This window comes from Mycoplasma sp. 773 (assembly GCF_053851515.1).
In genome coordinates this window covers 20,535-39,423 of sequence record NZ_JBSQAV010000005.1, presented here as the reverse complement: position 1 = coordinate 39,423, position 18,889 = coordinate 20,535, and the positions used below count along the sequence as shown (strand labels likewise).

Genomic DNA, 18,889 nt, shown 5'->3' with positions numbered 1-18,889 from the left:
TTTAATAAATAGTTTAAACCCTTTTAATTAAGCTATTAATAATAATTTGGGGATTTTCTTTATTATATACTATTTTGTAAATTCCTTCTATTAATGGTAAATTTAGTTTATTTTTAGATATATTTTGATGATAAATATATTTTAGAGCATATAACCCTTCGACGGTTGTTTGGCTATCATCTATTTTATTTTTTAGGAAGTTTAAACCATATTGGTAGTTTCTTGATTTTTCTGATAATCCTGTAAGAATTAAGTCGCCTAAGCCACATAAATCATATATTGTTTCGGTTTTAGCGCCTAAAAATTTTCCATATTTTACCATTTCTTTTAATCCCATAGTTAATAGCGCTGCCTGTGTATTGGTCGAATATCCTAATGATGCGATTATGCCTGATGCTATTGCTAGTATATTTTTATATATTGAGCCTATTTCAGCGCCAATAACATCATCAATAGCCGAAACTGCAAATCAGTCATTTGTGAATATTTTTTTAACTTCATTAGCTTTATTTATATCCTTTGAAACGACATTGACAATTGTTATGTGTTTATTTATTATATCAATAGCAAAGGAAGGACCGATTAATGAAGTTATGCCTTTGATGTTTATGTTATCTTTTGCCATTTCAGCCATTTTGTTATGTACAAAACTGTTTGTATTAGGCCAAAAACCTTTTATTACATTAATAATTGTTACGTCGTTTTTGATTAATTTTATTAATTCTTCAAAAACAGGTGGAATAAATCTTGAAGGTATTGCTATGATGATAAATTCAACATTTTCTATTGCCTTTTCAAGGATTTTTGTTGTTTTGAAATTGGTAATTAATTTATTATCAAAATATTTTTTATTAAAGCCCTTTTCAAGGTCCTGCAATTCATTATCATTGATGCCATAAAATATAACGTCATGTCCGTTTTCAGCTAAAACATTTCCACATGCAGTACCCATTGCCCCGCTACCAAGAATAGCTATTCTTTTTTTCATAATTATTTGTCCTCTTTTTTATTTTTATTTTTTAGTATAAGGGTAATAGGTGTTCCACTAAAATCAAAATTTTGCCTTATTTGGTTTTCTATATATCTTAAATACGTAAAGTGCGCACATTTTTCATCATTTACAAATAATAAAAAAGTTGGAATTTTTCCATCAATTTGTCTTGCAAAGGTTATTGATAATCTTTTACCCTTAATGGGTGAAGCAGGTTTTATCATTTGTGCAGTCATCATTACTGAATTCAATTGATTGGTAACTATTTTTCTAGAAATATTGTTTTTAATTTTAATTATTTCATCTTTTAGTTTGTTTATTCTAACTCTGTTCTTAGCAGATATAAAAACAATAGGTGCTCAATCTACAAATTTTAATTTCTTAGAAAGATTTTTTTTGTAAATATCCATTGTATTGGTATCTTTTTCAATTAAATCTCATTTATTTACAATAATAATTAATGGTTTTTTTAAATCATAGGCAATCCCAATAATATTTTGGCTAAAATGACTAACTTCTTCTGTGGCATCTAACATTAATAAACATAAATCAGCCTCCTGTATTGAATCTGTGGCTCGCATTAATGCATAGTGCTCGATGCTATTGGATAATTTACTTTTTCTTTTAATACCTGCTGTATCAATAATTTCAAATTCCTCATTTTCAATTTTTATTATCGAAGAGACAGAATCTCTAGTTGTTCCAGCAATATTCGATACAATAGAACGTTCCTCATTGGTAAGGGTGTTAAGTAGCGTGGATTTTCCGACATTAGGCGAGCCTAATATGGTAAGTTTAAAATGATTTGTTTGTTTGTCATCATTAAAATTTAGATTTTTAACTATTTCATCTAGCAAATCGCCAACTCCATCGCCATGAATAGCGCTTATTGGAAAAATGCTTTGAAACCCCAATTTATATATTTGATTATCAAAAAATGTTTTTATATTTGATTCTAGTTTATTCAAAACAAGCAAAACTTTTTTGTTTGATTTTCTTAATAAACTAGCGACAAAAAAATCTTCTGATGTGATCGGTTCTCTACCATCAACTATGAAAACGATAATTTCAGATTCATTGATTGCTACTTCTGCTTGTTTTTTAATTTGCTCTTTAAAGTCTTCGTTTTCTTGTGTTATTCCTCCGGTATCAATAATATTAAAATCATATCCAGACCATTTTGCGCTATGATAAATTCTATCTCTAGTAACTCCAGGAGTATCATAAACAATTGATTTTCTTTTATCAATTATTTTGTTAAAAAGAGTTGATTTTCCGACATTAGGCTTTCCTATTAACGCTATTGTATTTTTCATTAGTTTAACCTCTTCTTGACCTCTTTTAGCATTACTAAAAAGTTTTCATCCACACTCATATTTGTCGAGTCAATCCTTATACTGCCTTCACTTTCTATTAATGGATCTATATCACGGTTTGTATCATTTTCATCTCTTATTTTAATTGATTCTAAAATTTCATCATATTTGGACTCTATACCAAGTAAATTATTTTGCTTTAAACGGCGATGAGCTCTAACTTCTGGTGTGGCTCATAAGAAGAATTTTGCTTCTGCATCTGGAAGAATACGGTAAGTAGCATCTCTTCCATCGACAATTATTCCCTTTTCTTGTGCGCCTTTTTTTTGAATGAATGTATTAACTTTTAAACGTACAGATTGATATTTTGCAATTGCTGATGCATACAAAGAAACTCTATCCTCACGAATTTTTAGGGTAATATCTTCTCCTCTTAGAAAAATTTTTTCATCTTTTGTTATGAATAAGTCCTCAAAATTTCATGCTTTATTAATTTCTGATTCGTTATTAGAATCAATGCCATTTAATATAGCATTATATGCAATAGCACGATATAAATTTCCGCTACTTATAAAAATATAATTTAACTCACTAGCCAGCATTCTGGCCATTACAGTTTTGCCTACGCCGCTAGGTCCATCTATTGCGATATTAATTTTATTTTTCATTACTTATTTTCCTTCCTAAAGTCTTTTATGAGTTTTTCTAGTTGTTTATCAGTTTTTAGTTTGATAGGTTTAAATTTTTCTTGGATTGGTTGTTTTTTTAGCAAATAGATTAAATTTTTGATTAATAGTGTGATATCATCAGATTGATTATTATTTAATTTATTAAGCAAATCGTTTTGGTCGATGTCAAGGTTGTATTTTTGTGCTACTTTAATTAGTTTTATTGCGACTTGATGATCGCTTTTGATGATTGCCTTTAAATTGTTATAATTTCCCTTATCCTTACTCATATTTTAAACATCCAAGGTGAAAATTTTTATTTCATTATTGCTTTTAATTTTTTTGTTATTAATATTAACAAACTGATATTTGATGGTCAATTCATTAACACCTTTTTTCGGATTTCATAAAACATATTGGTCATTATCTTTTTCTTTAAACGGAACAATTTCAAAAGTTTTCTTTGGATATATGTCTTGTGCAGCATTAGTTTCATTTATCGCCTTAACAAATCATGAAAAAATTTCTTCTTGAAAATTATTGGCCTTGAAGATTTTATCTACTTCCTGTTTTAAGTTATTAATTTTAATTTTTAAATCTTCTAATTCCTGCATTTCCAAAGGAGTTTTTGATTCTTTTTCATTAATGTCTTTTCGTTTTTCTTCATATTTCAGAATTTTTTCTTTAATTTTTTTGTTTATCTCATCATATTTGCTTACAATCTTTTCGGCTTCTTTTTTAATTTTTGGTCATTCTTTTGAAAATTCTGTGCCTTGATGTGTTTTTAAGGTATTTGATAAAAAAGTTACAACTTGGCTTGATTTATAATAGTATTTTGATTCAGGGGTGGATTTTATTTTATTTGTTTCAAAAACTCCACTTGCATATTCATAATTTAAAAAAACTTCATAATGAATTCTAAGGTCAAAAGGGTTATTTTGAATTCTTTCAACATCTGTAAAATGAAAATCTAAAAACTTTGATTTTTCAAAATCGAGGATAATATTAATTTTGTTTTTTAAAAATTTATCCGCGTCAAATGGTTTTGGCCGATTATTGAGGATTTTTCTTTGTTCAAAAGTAAGTTTGCTCTTGTTCATTTTAATAATATCTTTATAAGTATTATCAAAATCTTTAGTTCGGATTTCTGCAAGTTTTTGTTGATTTTTAAAATCTTCATACAAATTCTTAGCTTGCAACGATCCTATGATATTTTTTTCTAAGAGAATTTCCTTGGCTTTATTATTGAATTTATCAATTGACCAAAATTCTTTTTGAATTGTTTGACTATTTTTAACAATATAATATATAGCACCTGCTACTGCAGATAGCGTGACAGTTGGTATTACAAAAAGTGTTCAAAAGTCTGATTTTCCCCTAGCTTTCTTTTGCCTATTTTTCATGATTAATATTTTACATATTAATATTTTTTTTAAATAAAATAAAAATAAAATACATAGTATTTTACGAACTTATGTATTTTATTATTTTTTTGCTTTTTTTCTTCTGTAGAATTTTTTTACAGGATTATCAATGTTCTTAATAAAATTGCATTTAGGGAAAGCAGAGCAACCAATAAATTTTTGTTTAGTTAGTTTTGTATAGCGATAAACGAGTTCTGCATTGCATAAAGGGCAGCTTTCATTAGGTTTGGCTGGCTCCAAAATGGTAACATTTAATTGATCCTTTATATCTTCATAGCGTTCATTGAAACTATCTCAGAATTTTTTCATTAAAGTTTTGTATTCTTCTTTTCCTTCTGAAATTAAGTCTAATTTTTCCTCAACCTTAGCTGTATATTCTTCATTAATAGTTCTTGGGAAACTTGTTAAAAGTTTTTCAAGAACAACCTTTCCGAATTCTGTGGGTACTAGATGTCCGTCAATTGGTTCAACAAATATTCTTTGTTTTAATACTTTTATTGTTGATGCAAATGTTGAAGGCCTTCCAACTTTAATATCATCAAGTTTTTTAATTAACGAACCTTCGCTATAACGTGCAGGCGGTAATGTTTTTTTGTCCTCTTTAATAAAATCTTTTGCCTTGATGATATCGCCAATTTTAATATTTGGAATATTAATTAATGACTCTTTGCCTGAATAAATATAATAACCGTCAAAAAGTATTCTACTATAAGACATTCTAAAATTATTGTTCCCGTTATGTAAATTAAATCTTACAATTTCTTTTTCAGGACAGCTCATTAGTGACATTATTGTTTTATCATAAATCATCTTATATATTTCAAAATCGATATTGTTAAGATTATACTTTTGTAATGCTAATTCTGGTGTTAATTCAATGTATGTGGGTCTAATTGCTTCGTGAGCATCTTGAGCGCCAGAAAAACCTTTTATTTCTTTAGCTACATATTGGCTACCATATTGTTCAGTTATGTATTTACGAGCTTTTTTAACAAATGTTTCACTTAATCTAGTTGAATCAGTTCTGGGGTATGAAATTAACCCGTTTTCAAAAAGTTTTTGGGCTGATGATTGCACTGCCTGGGAATTGTGTTTTGCTTCCTTGTATAAAACTGATTGTTTAAAAGGTGTATAAGCCGATTCCTTGCGTTTAGAAACATTGATGTCATCAACAATTAGTTCATAGTTGCTATTTAATAATTCAAAAAGTATTTTTTCACCTTGTTCATTGGTTAACCAAGTATTATCTTCATATTTTTTGTCTTTTTTTAAGTACAAAGGAATGTTGACATCATTATCTATAATTGCTTCAATTTTTGAATAAATTATTGGATCAAATGTTTCAATTTCGCGCTCACGATCACAAACTAGTTTTAAAGCAATGGATTGCACTCTTCCTGCCGAAGGGTTAGTAGGAGCATTTTTTACTTTTTGCATCATTAATTGTGATAGTCTAAAGCCTATAATTCTATCTAGCATCCTTCTTGACTTTTGTGCTCTTACAAGGTTTTCGTCTATTTCAGAAGGATTTTCAACTGCTAATTTTATTGCTTCATCTGTAATTTCATTATATCTTATTCTTTTGTATTTATCTTTTAATTTTAAGGTTGAAATTAGATTACTTGCTATTGCTTCGCCTTCGCGATCGGGGTCAGTTGCAATTAGAACTTCGCTAGCATTTTTAGTTGCTTTTTTTAAATCTGAAATGGTTGACTTTTTCATTGGATCAGGAATCATCTCTGGTTCTCAATTTTCGAAATCTATTCCAAGATTATTTGTGCCTGATGTTGCCATTTTTAAAATATGCCCTGAACTAGCAATAACTTTAATTTGATCACCAACAATTTTTTGAATTGTTTTAATTTTATTTGGTGATTCGACAATCATTATTTTTTCTGACATAAGCTAAGCCTCTCTTCTGAGTAAAATATTTTAAAATGTTATCAAAAATAATAGCACAATTTTATTTTAAAAAACGAATTAAAAAAACGATTAGAATTTTTTTAATCATTCTTCTCGTTTTGTATCACTTGTATTTTTAAATATTTCCTTAATTTGAGAATTATTGCTCTTGCTTAATTTAGGAACATATAAATCAAATTTAATGAATAAATCGCCTTTGGAACTAGAATTTTTATATGGGTATCCGCAATTTTTGATTTTAAATGGTTCATTTATTTTAATGCTATGGTCTAACTTAATTTTTTTTGTTCCGTATGGTGTTGGAACATTAATTTCCTCTTCGAGTAATAAGCTCTTAATTGATAAAGGCATTTCAATGTAAAGATCATTATTTATTTTTTTGTATTTTTTGCTAGGTTTAATAGCGAATACTATATATAAATCTCCAATATTATTTCCGTTTGATGAAGGTTTCCCAAAGCCAACAATTCTAATTGTATCCCCATCCTCAATCCCTACCGGAATATTTATCTTTTGAATAGTCTTTGAATTTACTGTTTTTTTGCCGTGGCATTGATGGCATATCTTATTTATTTTCTTGCCCAATCCTAAACATACTGGACATGGCTTTATGGTAGTAAATATTGCAACTCTTTGTTGTATTTTTCCAGAACCATGGCAATTATTACATAAAATTACATCAGAAGGGGTGTCTGCACCGCTGCCCTTACAATGACCGCAAACATCATATTTATCTAGGTTAAGATCAATTGTTTTTCCATATAGTGCATCTTCAAAATCAATGTTTAATATTAGTTGTAGATCTTGACCTCTTTGATGGTTTGATTCATCAAAATTTGAAAATGATCCAAAAATATCCCCAAAGATATCAGCACCAGAAAAACCTCCGCCAAAACCCTCAAAAAAACTACGGAAAATATCCTCCGAATCCCCGAATTGATATCCATTAGCATCAAAGGCGTTATGACCAAATTTATCATATTTTGCTCTTTTATTTGTGTCTGATAAAATTTCATATGCTTCTGATATTTCTTTAAATTTTTCTTCAGCATCAGCATTTTTGTTTTTGTCTGGATGATATTGCATTGCCAATTTACGGTAGGCAGCTTTGATTTCCTTTTCGGTCGCACTTTTATTTATGCCTAAAACTTCATAATAGTCTCTTTTATTCATCATAATAATAAAATTTTAGCACATTTTTAATTAGAGTGCTATTTTTTAAGGTCATCATATTTTAGAATTGCAATTCTAAAATTTTTATTAATATCTTTTTTAAATGTAACATTAGAATATTCCTTTTCAATTCATTCTTTGGCATAATCATCAATTTCAAGAATTAAGTAACCATTATTTTTTAAGAAATTTGGTGCTTCTTTTGTAATTTTTTTGTAAAAAAATAATCCATTATCCTTGGCAAATAACGCTTGCTTTGGTTCTCATTTTAAAGAAGAAGAAAATAAATGTTTCTTGTTTAAATAGGGTGGGTTGGAGATAATTAAATCAAATTTTTTGTTTATTTTTTTAAATAAATTACTTCTTATAATATTGTATTTTGATAGATTATTAATTTTTGCATTTAATTTAGTTTGTTTGATTGCTTGTCTTGAAATATCTGATAATGTTACATTACATCCTATATTTTTGCAAATAGCAAGACCAATAAAACCTGAACCGCAGCATAAATCTAGGACATCAGAATATTTGCTAATGTAATTATATGATTCGATGATAACCTCTTCTGTTTCGTATCGTGGAATTAATACATTATATCTAATATCGATATGGATATTTTGCATTGTTTGATATCCGATAATTTTTTGTACCGGATAGTCCTTTTTTAATAATTTTTCTTCCTTTTTTGAAACAAAAAGAGGTAGCTCATATCTTCTTTTTTCTTGTAGCAATACCTCTTTTTTAATCATTATAAACCTGCTTCTTTTATTTTGTGAGCTTTTTCATCAGCAATTAGCGCCTCAATAATTTTTTTCAAATCACCTTCCATAACTATTTTTAAGGAAGTTGAAAACCCGATTCTATGATCTGTAACCCGATCTTGTGGATAGTTGTAAGTTCTAATTTTTTCACTTCTTTCTCCGGTACCCGCAAGTTTTCGAAGTCCACTTTCTTCTTCTTCGCGCTTTTGAACTTCTAGTTCATAAAGTCTACTTTTTAATACTTTTAAAGCAGTTTCTTTATTTTGGATTTGACTTCTTTCATCCTGTGATGTAACTACTATTCCAGATGGTTTGTGTGTAATTCTAACTGCAGAGTCTGTTGTGTTAACTGACTGGCCTCCCGCTCCTGAAGATCTAAACACATCAATCTCGATTTCATCAGGCTTAATTTCTATATGAACGTCATCATCTACTTCAGGTAAAACCGTAACTGTCGCTGTTGAAGTATGAACTCTTCCCTGTGTTTCAGTTAATGGTACTCTTTGGACTCGATGAACTCCTCTTTCGAATTTCATTTTTGAAAACACTTTTTCACCCTTTATACTAAAAACTATCTGACTATATCCACCTGCTGAACCGTATGTGTAATCAATAATTTTTATTTTAAATCCCATTTCTTCACAAAATTTTTGGTACATTCTAAACAAATCGCCTGAAAAAATATTGGCCTCATCGCCGCCAGCAGCCCCGCGAATTTCCACAATAACATCTCTTTCATCGTTTTCATCGACTGGCAATAGTAATTCTTTTATTGTTTCTTCAAGTTCGTGCATCTGTTCTATTTGTCTATTAATATCATTTCTTGCTAATTCAATCAATTCAGCATCTTTTTCATTGTTAATAATATCTTTTGATAATAAGTATAGTTCTTCAATATCTTGGTATTTTTTGAATGATACATAGATATCTTCAATGCTTGCTTTTTCTTTAGATATTTTTGTGTATTGTTTGATGTTGTTATAGATTTCAGGATCGTTTAGTTTTTGCTCTAATTCCAGGAATTGCTTCTTTATTGAGCATAGAGATTCATACATTGTTTTTTCCATAGTAATAAAAGTATATTTTAAATTACTATAATTTGCGTCAAATTTATTAAAAATAATATGCATTTTTTTATATAATTATTAGCGTATTAAATATTGCCGTCATAGCTCAGGGGCAGAGCACTTCCATGGTAAGGAAGGGGTCGCTGGTTCAATTCCAGTTGACGGCACCATATGTTTAATTGCCAAAAGCCAATTCAATTGGCTTTTATTTTTCTTTTTGTAGAAAAATAGAACAACCTTAGTTGTTCTATTAAAACATTTATTAATGATATGGCACGGGTAGCAAGACTCGAACTCACAACACACGGGGTTGAAGCCCGTTGTTCTACCATTGAACTATACCCGTATAAGAAACGCTCATAGAATATTATACATTTTTTTTCTATTTTGTATATTTTTGCTCTATTATGTAAATAATATCACCAATGGTTTTTAATTTTATTAGTTCTTCGTCTTTTATTTCTATTTTTAGTTTTAGTTCAATATCTGAAACTAATAGAACCAGATCTAAACTATCGATATCAAGATCCTTAATTAATGTTTCGTTATTAAAAATTTTTTTTGTATGTTTTTTAAGTTCGTTAAATACTAATTCTTTAAAATTCATAAATATTATTATAACTTATTTGTATTTATCTTGTATGTTACAACACTTTTTTCTTTTTCACTGCTCCATTTAAAAGTTATTAACAAATTTTGGTCATCAATTTGTTTGTAAGCATATTCAACTTCGCCTTCAGTTACAAGCATTCTATTTATGATGTCTTTTATGATATAAACTATCATGTCTTCATCAATTCAAGCCTGCCCGTTTCTATAGTTTAATTTGTCATAATAGTCACTGCTCTTTATATTAGGGAAAACATCATTTCAATTAATATTTTTCTTTTCCTGTGGTTCTATGTATGAATCTTCTTTATGGTCATTTTGTTCCAATTCATTCTCTTTATTTTTTAAATCTTTTTGTTGCTGGCTTTTTTTAATTGATAGTTTATTAGTTTTGTCGTTTAATTTTTCTTTTTGAATAGTATCGACTTGGCTACTTTCTTTTTCTTTGTTTTTTTGTTGTAATACTACAAATGCTGTCGCCAACCCAGCGCAACCACCAATCGCTATGGTTAATGATGTTCATAATAATAATTTTTTACTTTTTTCACTCATTATTTACCCCCTATTTGTTCTATTGATTGCAAAGAGTTTGCCATTTTGATTACGTCTGCAAAATTATCGTATTTAATTTTGTGCCATTTTTCATCTGTAAGTCAACCTTTAATTGATCTTGTATTCATTCTTATTAATCCATTGTTGATATCAAAAAAAGGTTTTTCAATTTCCTGTGAATAACTCATTTTAAAGGACTTTAAATTTTTGCCTATATCAAGGTTAATTTCATAACCATATGTTCCCTTGTATTTTAATGGTATTAGAATCCCTAATTTTGCATTAAGGTTTTGATTATTTACCATAACAGTATCTGAAAATTTATCATAATAAGAATATGTATCTATAACTAAGTCAGCATTATTAAAATTATGATAGCTAAGCTTAGTATCATACTTATTTTTTGCGTAGTCATAAATGTTTGCAGATGAAAATGTTAAATCATAAATATCGCTATTATCTAGAATGTATTCTTCATTAGTCTCTTGATCACTTTTGGCAATTTTTAGTGATAATAGTTTGATGTTATGAATTCCTTGTTTTAAATTGTTGGTATTAAAGAATAAATTCAAATATTTTGTTTTGAATTTATGGTTAATTATGTTCTTATTAATGCGGTCTGGTAGTGATTTTATTTCAATCTCACTTAATACATTTATGGCCTTCGTATTATTTAGATTTATATTTTTAGATCTTGGATTGTTTTTAATTCAATAGGTAAATGCTTTTGCTTGATATCATAAATTTTTCACCTTATATTCAATTTCAAAATTGATATTTGCTATGTCATTAAATTCCAATTTATTTTTAGAATCATTATCACTATTATAAGTTAGTATAAAATGACCACTATTATATTCATATTTTGGCTTGAATTCTATTATTTTATTATTAATTAGTCCATTAACTCTTATGGCCTCTATTTCTTTTAATGGATTTTTATGCTCAAATGTAATAATAAATTTATCACTTCTTATAATGCGTCTGATTTTAATTGTGGTTAATTCATTGAAACTATTTCAGTTTTCTAAATATTTTCTTTGTTTTGCATTTATGATATATTCTTCCATTCACTGCTCTTGCTTATTTTCTAATGAATGAAGTTTGGGGGTTTCATTAAAAGCAATAAACATAATCTATAAATAGGTCTACTAAATAATTTAATTTCTTATAATAAGCATTTTTAGATCAGTTTTCAAGATATCACGACGAATCACCATCTACTGTAATGAAATCATTAATGAAGATTTTTTTATAGTCCTCACTTAGCGAACTTATGAAAAAATCTAACAATCCTACATTCTTAGTATCTTTCATGTTATTTTGTATTCTTTTAAGTTTTTGATTTAGGCAAAAATCAATTATAAAAGCTCGTTTTCTTTGCAAACTCATACTTTTAAGATTTTTAATTTTGTTTTCCAACATTTTTCCTCCTGCTTTAATTAAATTAGATAAATCAAAAAGATAAATAAAAAAGAAACTATGAACGCAAAATATTTATAATATAAATATATTTTTTTTAACGTGTTATTTGAAGGGTTTGTTAATTATGGAAAACAAGGTTAAATTGCAAAAAATGATTTCGGATTTTGGTTTTTGTTCGCGACGCGAGGCCGAAAAAATGATTATGCAAAAAAGAGTATTAGTTGATGGTCAAGTTGCAAAAATTGGTCAGAGAGTTGATGCTGAGGCTGTTATTAAAATAGATGGCGAGATCATCGAAAGAAGTGATAAAAAATTTTATATATTACTTAATAAACCTCGAAACACCATTTGCACTTTAAGAGATCCGCAGGGTAGAAAAACTATTTATGAGTGAATGGGAATGGATAAATATTGCTATTCAATTGGAAGGCTTGATTTTAATACAACAGGAGTAATAATTATTTCTAACGATGGCAATTTTGCTAATATTTTGGCCCATCCTTCATCTAATATAGAAAGAGAATACATTGCAACATTGGAAAAGCCAATGAGTGAAAAAGATTTAAATTTTTTAAACTCTAATTTTGTAAAACTTAATGGTGTTTTTTCTAAACAAACAATAAAACATATTAAAGATTTAACCTACTCTATAGTTCTTAAAGAAGGTAGAAATCATCATGTGAAAAATCTCTTTTTATTAGTTAATAATTTTGTTAAAAAATTACATAGAAAAAGATATGGAGTTATTACAGATGATGGTTTAAGAGTTGGAGAACATAGGCATATTACGGCCTCTGAGTTGGAATGGTTTAAAAAAATTAAAAAAAGCTAGGTAGATATATAAGAACCTAGCTTTTGTTATTAATGATTAATTTTATATTTTTTTCAATATAATTAAAATCTGATTTAATTTTGTTGTTTGAGTTATTTATGTTGAGGTTATATTTAGCATATTTCATTCAACCTTCAGAAATATCTTTTGTGAATGTTATAGCCGTTTTTTTATCATAATTTAATTTTGCAATATTTTCATCATTTGATATTGAAATTAAATTCAAGTTATGTTTATTAGCAATTTTGAATGCAATCTGGAGATCGTTGCCTTTGGCTAAAAGGCTATATTTTGAATCATTTTTTAGTACATGATAAGACCCTGATAGAAATTTGTATTTTGAAGTTTTTTCACAATTTCAATTGCTATGAAAATTGGCTATAATGATTACGGGGCCATTAAATTTATTAAGGTAATATTCAATAGAGCCCATCAATTCATTAAGATCGCCAGGATATAAAATTTTTATATTAGGAATTTGCAATAAAATACCTATTTGTTCCTCATTTTGGTAATAAATATTAGAGTTTTCAACAGAATTTAAGTCATTTTTTAGAATATATAATACTTTTAGGTTATCACTAACAGATTTTTTGATTCCTTGAATTAACTTGTCTGTATTTGATAAGGAATCAATTATTATTGGTTTAAAATTTGAGTGTCCAAATATACCATTTGCAATTAAACTCATTGCCTCGTTTTTTAATCCTAATAGTAAAGAACGGCCATCTTTGTTGTTAAAATCAAAAACTCCGTTAGTTGATTTAATTCTTGTTATTGGATCTAGCGAAGAAGAAAGTAGGAAAGCGTTTTTGTATTTATCAAATATATTATTTAAGATAACAACCATATTAGAGTAGATATCGCCTGAATTTGATATAAAGTTATCATTTACATTTTCTTTTAGATCTTCTCCCAAGAATTCAATTAATTTATCTGAAGCAGTTCATTTATTAAATAAATCGTTATTATAATTAATAACTTTCTTATACTCATCTACCACTTCTTGATATTTCTCAAAAAAGTCACCACGCTTGAAGTTAGTTGTTTCTTTGAATTCCTCAATTTCATCTACTGTTAAATAATATTTATTATTGTAGTAGTTGTTAAAATTATTAACTGCTAATTCAACAATTGAACTTTTGATTTCGATAAGTGTTGGTTTTTTTGCTTTCTTAGCTTTCAATATTGCGTTTGCAATAGATTTGTAATTAGCATCTTTTAAAATAATATAATTAAATCCATATGATTCATATGTTTTTCTAATGTCATTACTATTCTTTTTAGAATTAAAGTTATTTAATAATGTGTTTGAATCATATAGCACAATTAGTTTATTTAGTTTGATTGATCCTGCATATTGTAGAGCTTCAGTCGCAATGCTTGTTTCTAGATCTTTGCTTGAAGCAAAAACATATGTAAAATGATTTATTTCAGAAAAATTACTTGATAAAAAGGCCTCAGCAACCGCAATACCAACAGCCTCTGCAATACCACAACCATGTTTGCCTGATGAAAAGTCAATACCAAGTTTGTTATTGCGTTTTAAATAGTTATGATATTTGCAACTTGGTTTATTAATGCTTTCAATTTCTTCCTTCGTAATAAGATTCATTAAATATAAAATTGTGTAATAGGTGGTATTTACATCCGGACACGAAACAATGAATCTATCTCTAGATATTCACTGGGGATTATTTATATCAAATTTATAATGAAAAGCAAAGAGTGCATGAAAAATCTTTGCAGCGCTAATATTAATTGCTACATTTGGATTTTTAGTATTTGCTATCTGAGCTAATGAATTAATTTTTATATTATCAATAGCTAAATTATTAATTCTTCTATTTTTAAACATTTTCAATTCCTTCAAAAACAATGTTAATATTGTTTGGTCTAACATTGATTAATGAATAAATTCTTTGTTCAAGCATGAATATTGCGTTCTTAGTTTCGAATGATAATATAGCTTCTTTTTTTAACTTGTAAGAAATAAAAATCTCAATATTATTTGTGCTATTTTTTATATTAATAATAGGTTTTTTTGTAAGAATTATTGAGTCTTGAGACTCAAAGAATTGATTTATTGCTTGATAAATAACATGTTCTTCAACCTTGAAGTCGAAATTCATTCTTGTGTTGACTGAGATAAAATTGCTCATTATGCTCTTCCTACATATTTACCAGTTTCAGTTGAAACCAAAATTGTTTCTCCTTCTTTGATGAATAGAGGAGTTTCGACTACATAACCGGTTTCCAAAGTAACTTTCTTTTGGGCGGCTTGAGCTGTGTTTCCTTTAACTGCATCTGGTGCTTCTGTTACTACTAATCCAACATTAGCTGGTAATTCAATATCCAAAACTTCTGATTCATATTTTCTAACAATAACCTTCATACCTTCTTTTAAAAAATTGACTTCTCATTTTATTGTTGATACAGGTATTTCTATTTGTTCGAATGTTTCTTGGTCCATTAGCACAATGTTATCTCCTGCATTGTATAGATAGTCCATTGAGACCTTATCAATCATTGCTTTTTCTACTTTTTCACCACCAGTAAAAGATTTTACAGTTATTGATCCGGTTCTTAGATCTTTTGCCTTTGCTTTAACATTGGCTTGGCCTCTTCCTTGTTTTGAATGTTGTGCTTCTAAAACAACATAAATATTACCGTCTAATTTAAAGGTTACACCCGGTTTTAGGTCATTAACATTTATCATAATTTAACTCCTTAAAATATTGTTTATTAATTATATTTGCTTTATATTGTTATAATAAAAATATCTAAATTATAAATTAATAAATTAATATTAATTTAAAAACATTTATAAAATCTAAATTAATAATAGAATAATTACTATGAAAAAAAATGAATTAAATAATTATAATGATAAAAAAAACTTAAACAATAAATACTTGATAATGATTAAAAAAATTCAAAATTGGATAAGAAATAAGGTGAAAAAAGCTAATGCTAGTGGGGTTGTCCTTGGGATTTCTGGCGGCATTGATAGTTCAACCTTGGCAATTATTAGTTATCAAGCTTTTAAAAAAGATGCTCATTTTTATTATTTAAAAACAAGGGCAGATGATATTAATGAAATGCACATCAAGAAGTTAAATTTAGTTGTTGAAAATAAGATTGAAACGATTGATTTAACAAAAGAATTTAACGATTTTTCTGATAAGTTTAATTTAAAGGAGGATTGAATAAAAGCCAACACTAAATCACGATATTTTATGAATGTTTTATATACAAAAGCACAACAAAATAACTCATTGGTATTGGGTACAGACAATTTTGATGAATATTATTTAGGATATTTTACCAAATGAGGTGATGGTGGTTGCGATTTATTACCATTTGCAAATATATTTAAATCTGATATTTATGAAATGGCTAAACTATTAAATACACCAACAGAAATTTTGGATAAGAGACCTTCTGCTAATTTGCTTAATGATCAATATGATGAAGATGAACTTGGCTTTTCATATGATGATTTCGAAAAATATATTATGGATAACACTTTAATAAGTAGTGATATTTCAACTAAAATTGAGTATTTTCATAAAAAAACAAGCCATAAAAGAAAGTTAATTCCAAGAGGCCCAAAGTTTAAATAAAATTTATTTTTTTATAACTACATTGAAATTATTAATTCTTAATTAATGAATGTTATATATAAATTTTTTTTAAATTTAGTTAATATATAGGCATAATGTTAAATTAAAATTTAGGCCTTTATTAATTCGAACCTAAATTTTAAAAATTTATGAAGTTTTTATGTGTTTTTTTCAATTTGAATAATATAAATTTTGATATTCATCAGTTGTTTTTACAACTTGACAAAAAAGCTTGATTAATCCCTCGTTGGAATCAAAAAGTTTTTTGTCAAAATGGTCATAATATTTAATTTTGCTAACATTATTTATGATGTTTTGATTTAGTTGAAATTCTAATTTAACATTACCTTTAAATGTTGGCGAAATATGATAGCCTATAAGTCCGTCTGTTTTGGAACTAATAAATTCTTTCTTTTTACTATTTCAACTATTTTTATTATTTATATAGTAATCTATTGTGTACTTGAACTTGTCTATTTCGGTTTTTCTTGATATTAATTCAGCAGTAATAAATCTATTGCCTTCTTCAATAGAGATACTATTTAAAAATTCTAACTGATATTGCCTTTTAGGAATGTAATATTGATCTGGACTCTTTAATTCAATCGTTTGTTGCATTGCTTTTTCTAAAAAATTATTTTGTTTTAGGTTAAAAAACTTCATATTGTAAATTAGGTTATTAGCATAAGCAACATTATTTTCAAAAATGTTTGTATATTCCCCAGTCTCGCCATCGAAGGTAATTTTTATAGATTCAATTAGCTCAAACTTCAAATCTTTTTCTTTAACATTAATATTATTAAAATCAACAACATTATTTTCTATTTTGAAATTAATAACAAAAGAAAGCTTGTTATAAAAATTAGCTCTTCACCTGTTATAAAAACTAACCTTTAGTTCCTTTAAATCTTCGAATTTTATTTCGCTTTTGTCTGCATATTTTGAAATGCGAAATTTTATCCGTTCATTTTCTAATTTCTCTAGATCTTGCACTTCAAGATCCTTATTATTTAATTGCAAAATTTTAATTCTTGAATTCTCATATGCTGATTTAGGAATCGTGAATTCAATAATTCATGTATTCTCTTTTAGGTTTCTTAAAATTAATATTTCACATTTTTGATCTTTTGTAAGTCCGATGTCTAAATTTCATCTATCTTCAACATTGTATGTTCCGACAGTTGCACTAATTTTCTCTTTATATTCAACAACTTCTTTTTGGTGTTCAATGTTTGGATAATTATAAATTGGTAGCATTAAATCCTCTCTATGCCTCTCTTATGGGCATAATAAGTACACCATTATTTTTTACTTTATGCTAATAAATGAAACTTTTGAAACCTTTTATTACATAAAAAAATATTTTGTTCTCATTTTTTGCCAAAATAAATAAAAGCCATATTTGCTATCTTTGCAAATAAGCTTTATTTGACTATTTTATTAATCGAATAAACATCAATATAATAAACTTTCGATAAATTTTAATCTTCGATAGAATGTGGATTTTGATATATTGAAGGTTTTTCAAGTTATGTTGCTTAGATCGTCTTTGAATAAAATTGTTAGTAATATTGAACGGTCCAATTGACTTAGACTTTTAATTAGTTTTATAACTAATTGTTTTGATCCGCTCGTAATTTCTAATCTTTGCAATCTAAGTTCTTCAAAATTTGCAATTTTTTTGGATAATTCCAGTTCAAGTCTAGTAATGTCTAATTCTAATCTAAAACTGCCATTTTCATTTTTTAAACCCACAAAATCCTTTAATAGTTTTAATAATATTGGTCTTATAATAAGGATATTTTTAAATCTTTGTCTCATTTTTTACCTTTCACCATTATTTTAATATTTTTTTTAGGAATTATAGGAATCTATGAAACTGAAAAAACATTTTATATTTATAAATATAAAAAAATTTTAAAGTTTCAAAAAAAATGTAGCATTTTTAGCAATGCTACATTTTATAGATATTTATCTGGGTGTAATTCTTTCATTTTTTTAATGAATTCCTCTTTAGTAAGAGAGCCGTATTTTTGCATTAATTCGACACATTCATTATATTCATTTTGCGCTCATTTTGCATCTTCAAATCCAGTTATGCTGGTAATATTTGGGCCTTTGAAGAATTTATAGTTTTTAAAGAATATTTCTACTGAATGTAGTCACATTTTATCCAAGTCATCCAATGATTTAATGTGATCAAGACGATAATCATCAGCATGAACGGCGATTAATTTAGTATCAGTTTCACCTGAATCAATCATTTTCATTGCTCCAATAATTCTAGCTTCAACTGAGACACCTGGCATAAAAATTTCAGGTGAATAAACCAAGACATCTAGTTCATCACCATCTCAATCAAGTGCTTCTGAAAGGTAACCATAGTTTGCTGGATATCTAAAACCCTCACGCAAAATTCTATCAACTTTTATTTTTTTGGTTTTTCGATCATACTCATATTTAATATTTGAATTTTTAGGAATTTCTATATTTACTATTACATTTTTCATAAATAAATTTTA

The 18,889-nt window shown here is 27.2% G+C and carries 21 protein-coding genes and 2 tRNA genes; 3 read left to right on the top strand and 20 right to left on the bottom strand.

Translation table 4 applies throughout. The features are described from left to right. Positions 1-13 precede the first annotated feature (13 nt). The 9 genes from ACWXVJ_RS01705 to prfA all read right to left on the bottom strand — a co-directional run bounded on the left by ACWXVJ_RS01705 (position 14) and on the right by prfA (position 9,323). Positions 14-988: an NAD(P)H-dependent glycerol-3-phosphate dehydrogenase gene (locus tag ACWXVJ_RS01705; protein ID WP_455966298.1), complete on the bottom strand. Its 975-nt coding sequence runs from the start codon at positions 986-988 to the stop codon at positions 14-16. Between the two features lie 2 nt (positions 989-990). Then, positions 991-2,307 carry a ribosome biogenesis GTPase Der gene (gene der / locus ACWXVJ_RS01700; protein WP_444705100.1) on the bottom strand — a complete coding sequence of 439 codons (1,317 nt, stop codon included), beginning with the start codon at positions 2,305-2,307 and terminating at the stop codon, positions 991-993. Continuing rightward, positions 2,307-2,975 (bottom strand): (d)CMP kinase, encoded by a 669-nt coding sequence (cmk, locus tag ACWXVJ_RS01695; protein WP_455966296.1) that lies wholly within the window; start codon positions 2,973-2,975, stop codon positions 2,307-2,309. Before cmk ends, der begins: the two co-directional genes overlap by 1 nt. Beyond that, on the bottom strand, positions 2,975-3,265 hold the full coding sequence (locus ACWXVJ_RS01690) for a hypothetical protein (protein ID WP_455966294.1): 291 nt from the start codon (positions 3,263-3,265) through the stop codon (positions 2,975-2,977). Before ACWXVJ_RS01690 ends, cmk begins: the two co-directional genes overlap by 1 nt. 3 nt (positions 3,266-3,268) lie before the next feature. After that, a complete protein-coding gene (locus ACWXVJ_RS01685) occupies positions 3,269-4,378 on the bottom strand; it encodes a hypothetical protein (protein WP_455966292.1) in 1,110 nt (369 codons plus the stop codon). 81 nt (positions 4,379-4,459) lie between these two features. Next, the gene (gene topA, locus ACWXVJ_RS01680; RefSeq protein WP_438340788.1) at positions 4,460-6,301 is read right to left on the bottom strand and encodes a type I DNA topoisomerase; all 1,842 of its coding nucleotides are present in this window, start codon (positions 6,299-6,301) and stop codon (positions 4,460-4,462) included. 90 nt (positions 6,302-6,391) lie between these two features. Beyond that, positions 6,392-7,498 carry a molecular chaperone DnaJ gene (gene dnaJ, locus ACWXVJ_RS01675; RefSeq protein WP_455966290.1) on the bottom strand — a complete coding sequence of 369 codons (1,107 nt, stop codon included), beginning with the start codon at positions 7,496-7,498 and terminating at the stop codon, positions 6,392-6,394. Between the two features lie 35 nt (positions 7,499-7,533). Further along, positions 7,534-8,244, bottom strand: coding sequence for a peptide chain release factor N(5)-glutamine methyltransferase (locus ACWXVJ_RS01670; RefSeq protein WP_438340790.1), 711 nt, complete (start codon positions 8,242-8,244; stop codon positions 7,534-7,536). After that, a complete protein-coding gene (gene prfA / locus ACWXVJ_RS01665; protein ID WP_444705103.1) occupies positions 8,244-9,323 on the bottom strand; it encodes a peptide chain release factor 1 in 1,080 nt (359 codons plus the stop codon). The genes ACWXVJ_RS01670 and prfA overlap by 1 nt, the downstream gene beginning before the upstream one ends. 95 nt (positions 9,324-9,418) lie before the next feature. On the opposite strand from prfA, the gene ACWXVJ_RS01660 reads away from it, so the two are divergent. Then, positions 9,419-9,493 (top strand) — tRNA-Thr (locus tag ACWXVJ_RS01660). Positions 9,494-9,594: 101 nt separating this feature from the next. On the opposite strand, the gene ACWXVJ_RS01655 is transcribed toward ACWXVJ_RS01660, so the two are convergent. The 5 genes from ACWXVJ_RS01655 to ACWXVJ_RS01635 form a co-directional block, all read right to left on the bottom strand. Then, positions 9,595-9,669: transfer RNA gene (locus ACWXVJ_RS01655), tRNA-Trp, on the bottom strand. A gap of 36 nt (positions 9,670-9,705) precedes the next feature. Then, positions 9,706-9,930 (bottom strand): phosphopantetheine-binding protein, encoded by a 225-nt coding sequence (locus ACWXVJ_RS01650; protein WP_444705104.1) that lies wholly within the window; start codon positions 9,928-9,930, stop codon positions 9,706-9,708. Positions 9,931-9,938: 8 nt separating this feature from the next. After that, positions 9,939-10,484 (bottom strand): MHO_1590 family protein, encoded by a 546-nt coding sequence (locus ACWXVJ_RS01645; RefSeq protein ID WP_438340793.1) that lies wholly within the window; start codon positions 10,482-10,484, stop codon positions 9,939-9,941. Then, positions 10,484-11,617: an MHO_1580 family protein gene (locus ACWXVJ_RS01640; protein ID WP_444705105.1), complete on the bottom strand. Its 1,134-nt coding sequence runs from the start codon at positions 11,615-11,617 to the stop codon at positions 10,484-10,486. The genes ACWXVJ_RS01645 and ACWXVJ_RS01640 overlap by 1 nt, the downstream gene beginning before the upstream one ends. Next, on the bottom strand, positions 11,601-11,909 hold the full coding sequence (locus ACWXVJ_RS01635) for an MG284/MPN403 family protein (protein WP_438340795.1): 309 nt from the start codon (positions 11,907-11,909) through the stop codon (positions 11,601-11,603). Before ACWXVJ_RS01635 ends, ACWXVJ_RS01640 begins: the two co-directional genes overlap by 17 nt. 124 nt (positions 11,910-12,033) lie before the next feature. Between ACWXVJ_RS01635 and ACWXVJ_RS01630 the strand changes: the two genes are divergently transcribed. Further along, positions 12,034-12,741, top strand: coding sequence for a pseudouridine synthase (locus tag ACWXVJ_RS01630; RefSeq protein ID WP_438340796.1), 708 nt, complete (start codon positions 12,034-12,036; stop codon positions 12,739-12,741). Positions 12,742-12,757: 16 nt separating this feature from the next. Here ACWXVJ_RS01630 and ACWXVJ_RS01625 read toward each other — a convergent pair whose 3' ends face one another. The 3 genes from ACWXVJ_RS01625 to efp are packed head-to-tail and all read right to left on the bottom strand — an operon-like array spanning position 12,758 to position 15,460. Next, complete coding sequence (locus ACWXVJ_RS01625) at positions 12,758-14,599, bottom strand: hypothetical protein (RefSeq protein WP_455966287.1); 1,842 nt, start codon at positions 14,597-14,599, stop codon at positions 12,758-12,760. Then, a complete protein-coding gene (locus ACWXVJ_RS01620) occupies positions 14,592-14,903 on the bottom strand; it encodes an MMB_0454 family protein (RefSeq protein ID WP_438340798.1) in 312 nt (103 codons plus the stop codon). Before ACWXVJ_RS01620 ends, ACWXVJ_RS01625 begins: the two co-directional genes overlap by 8 nt. After that, positions 14,903-15,460, bottom strand: a complete 558-nt coding sequence (efp, locus tag ACWXVJ_RS01615; RefSeq protein WP_438340799.1) for an elongation factor P — start codon at positions 15,458-15,460, stop codon at positions 14,903-14,905. The genes ACWXVJ_RS01620 and efp overlap by 1 nt, the downstream gene beginning before the upstream one ends. Before the next feature lie 139 nt (positions 15,461-15,599). On the opposite strand from efp, the gene nadE reads away from it, so the two are divergent. Continuing rightward, positions 15,600-16,367: an NAD(+) synthase gene (nadE, locus tag ACWXVJ_RS01610; protein ID WP_455966285.1), complete on the top strand. Its 768-nt coding sequence runs from the start codon at positions 15,600-15,602 to the stop codon at positions 16,365-16,367. A gap of 147 nt (positions 16,368-16,514) precedes the next feature. Here nadE and ACWXVJ_RS01605 read toward each other — a convergent pair whose 3' ends face one another. The 3 genes from ACWXVJ_RS01605 to ACWXVJ_RS01595 all read right to left on the bottom strand — a co-directional run bounded on the left by ACWXVJ_RS01605 (position 16,515) and on the right by ACWXVJ_RS01595 (position 18,877). Further along, the gene (locus ACWXVJ_RS01605) at positions 16,515-17,624 is read right to left on the bottom strand and encodes an MHO_1580 family protein (RefSeq protein ID WP_455966283.1); all 1,110 of its coding nucleotides are present in this window, start codon (positions 17,622-17,624) and stop codon (positions 16,515-16,517) included. A gap of 183 nt (positions 17,625-17,807) precedes the next feature. Continuing rightward, complete coding sequence (locus ACWXVJ_RS01600; RefSeq protein WP_438340802.1) at positions 17,808-18,188, bottom strand: hypothetical protein; 381 nt, start codon at positions 18,186-18,188, stop codon at positions 17,808-17,810. Between the two features lie 140 nt (positions 18,189-18,328). After that, positions 18,329-18,877 (bottom strand): inorganic diphosphatase, encoded by a 549-nt coding sequence (locus tag ACWXVJ_RS01595; RefSeq protein WP_438340803.1) that lies wholly within the window; start codon positions 18,875-18,877, stop codon positions 18,329-18,331. Between the last annotated feature and the right edge of the window lie 12 nt (positions 18,878-18,889).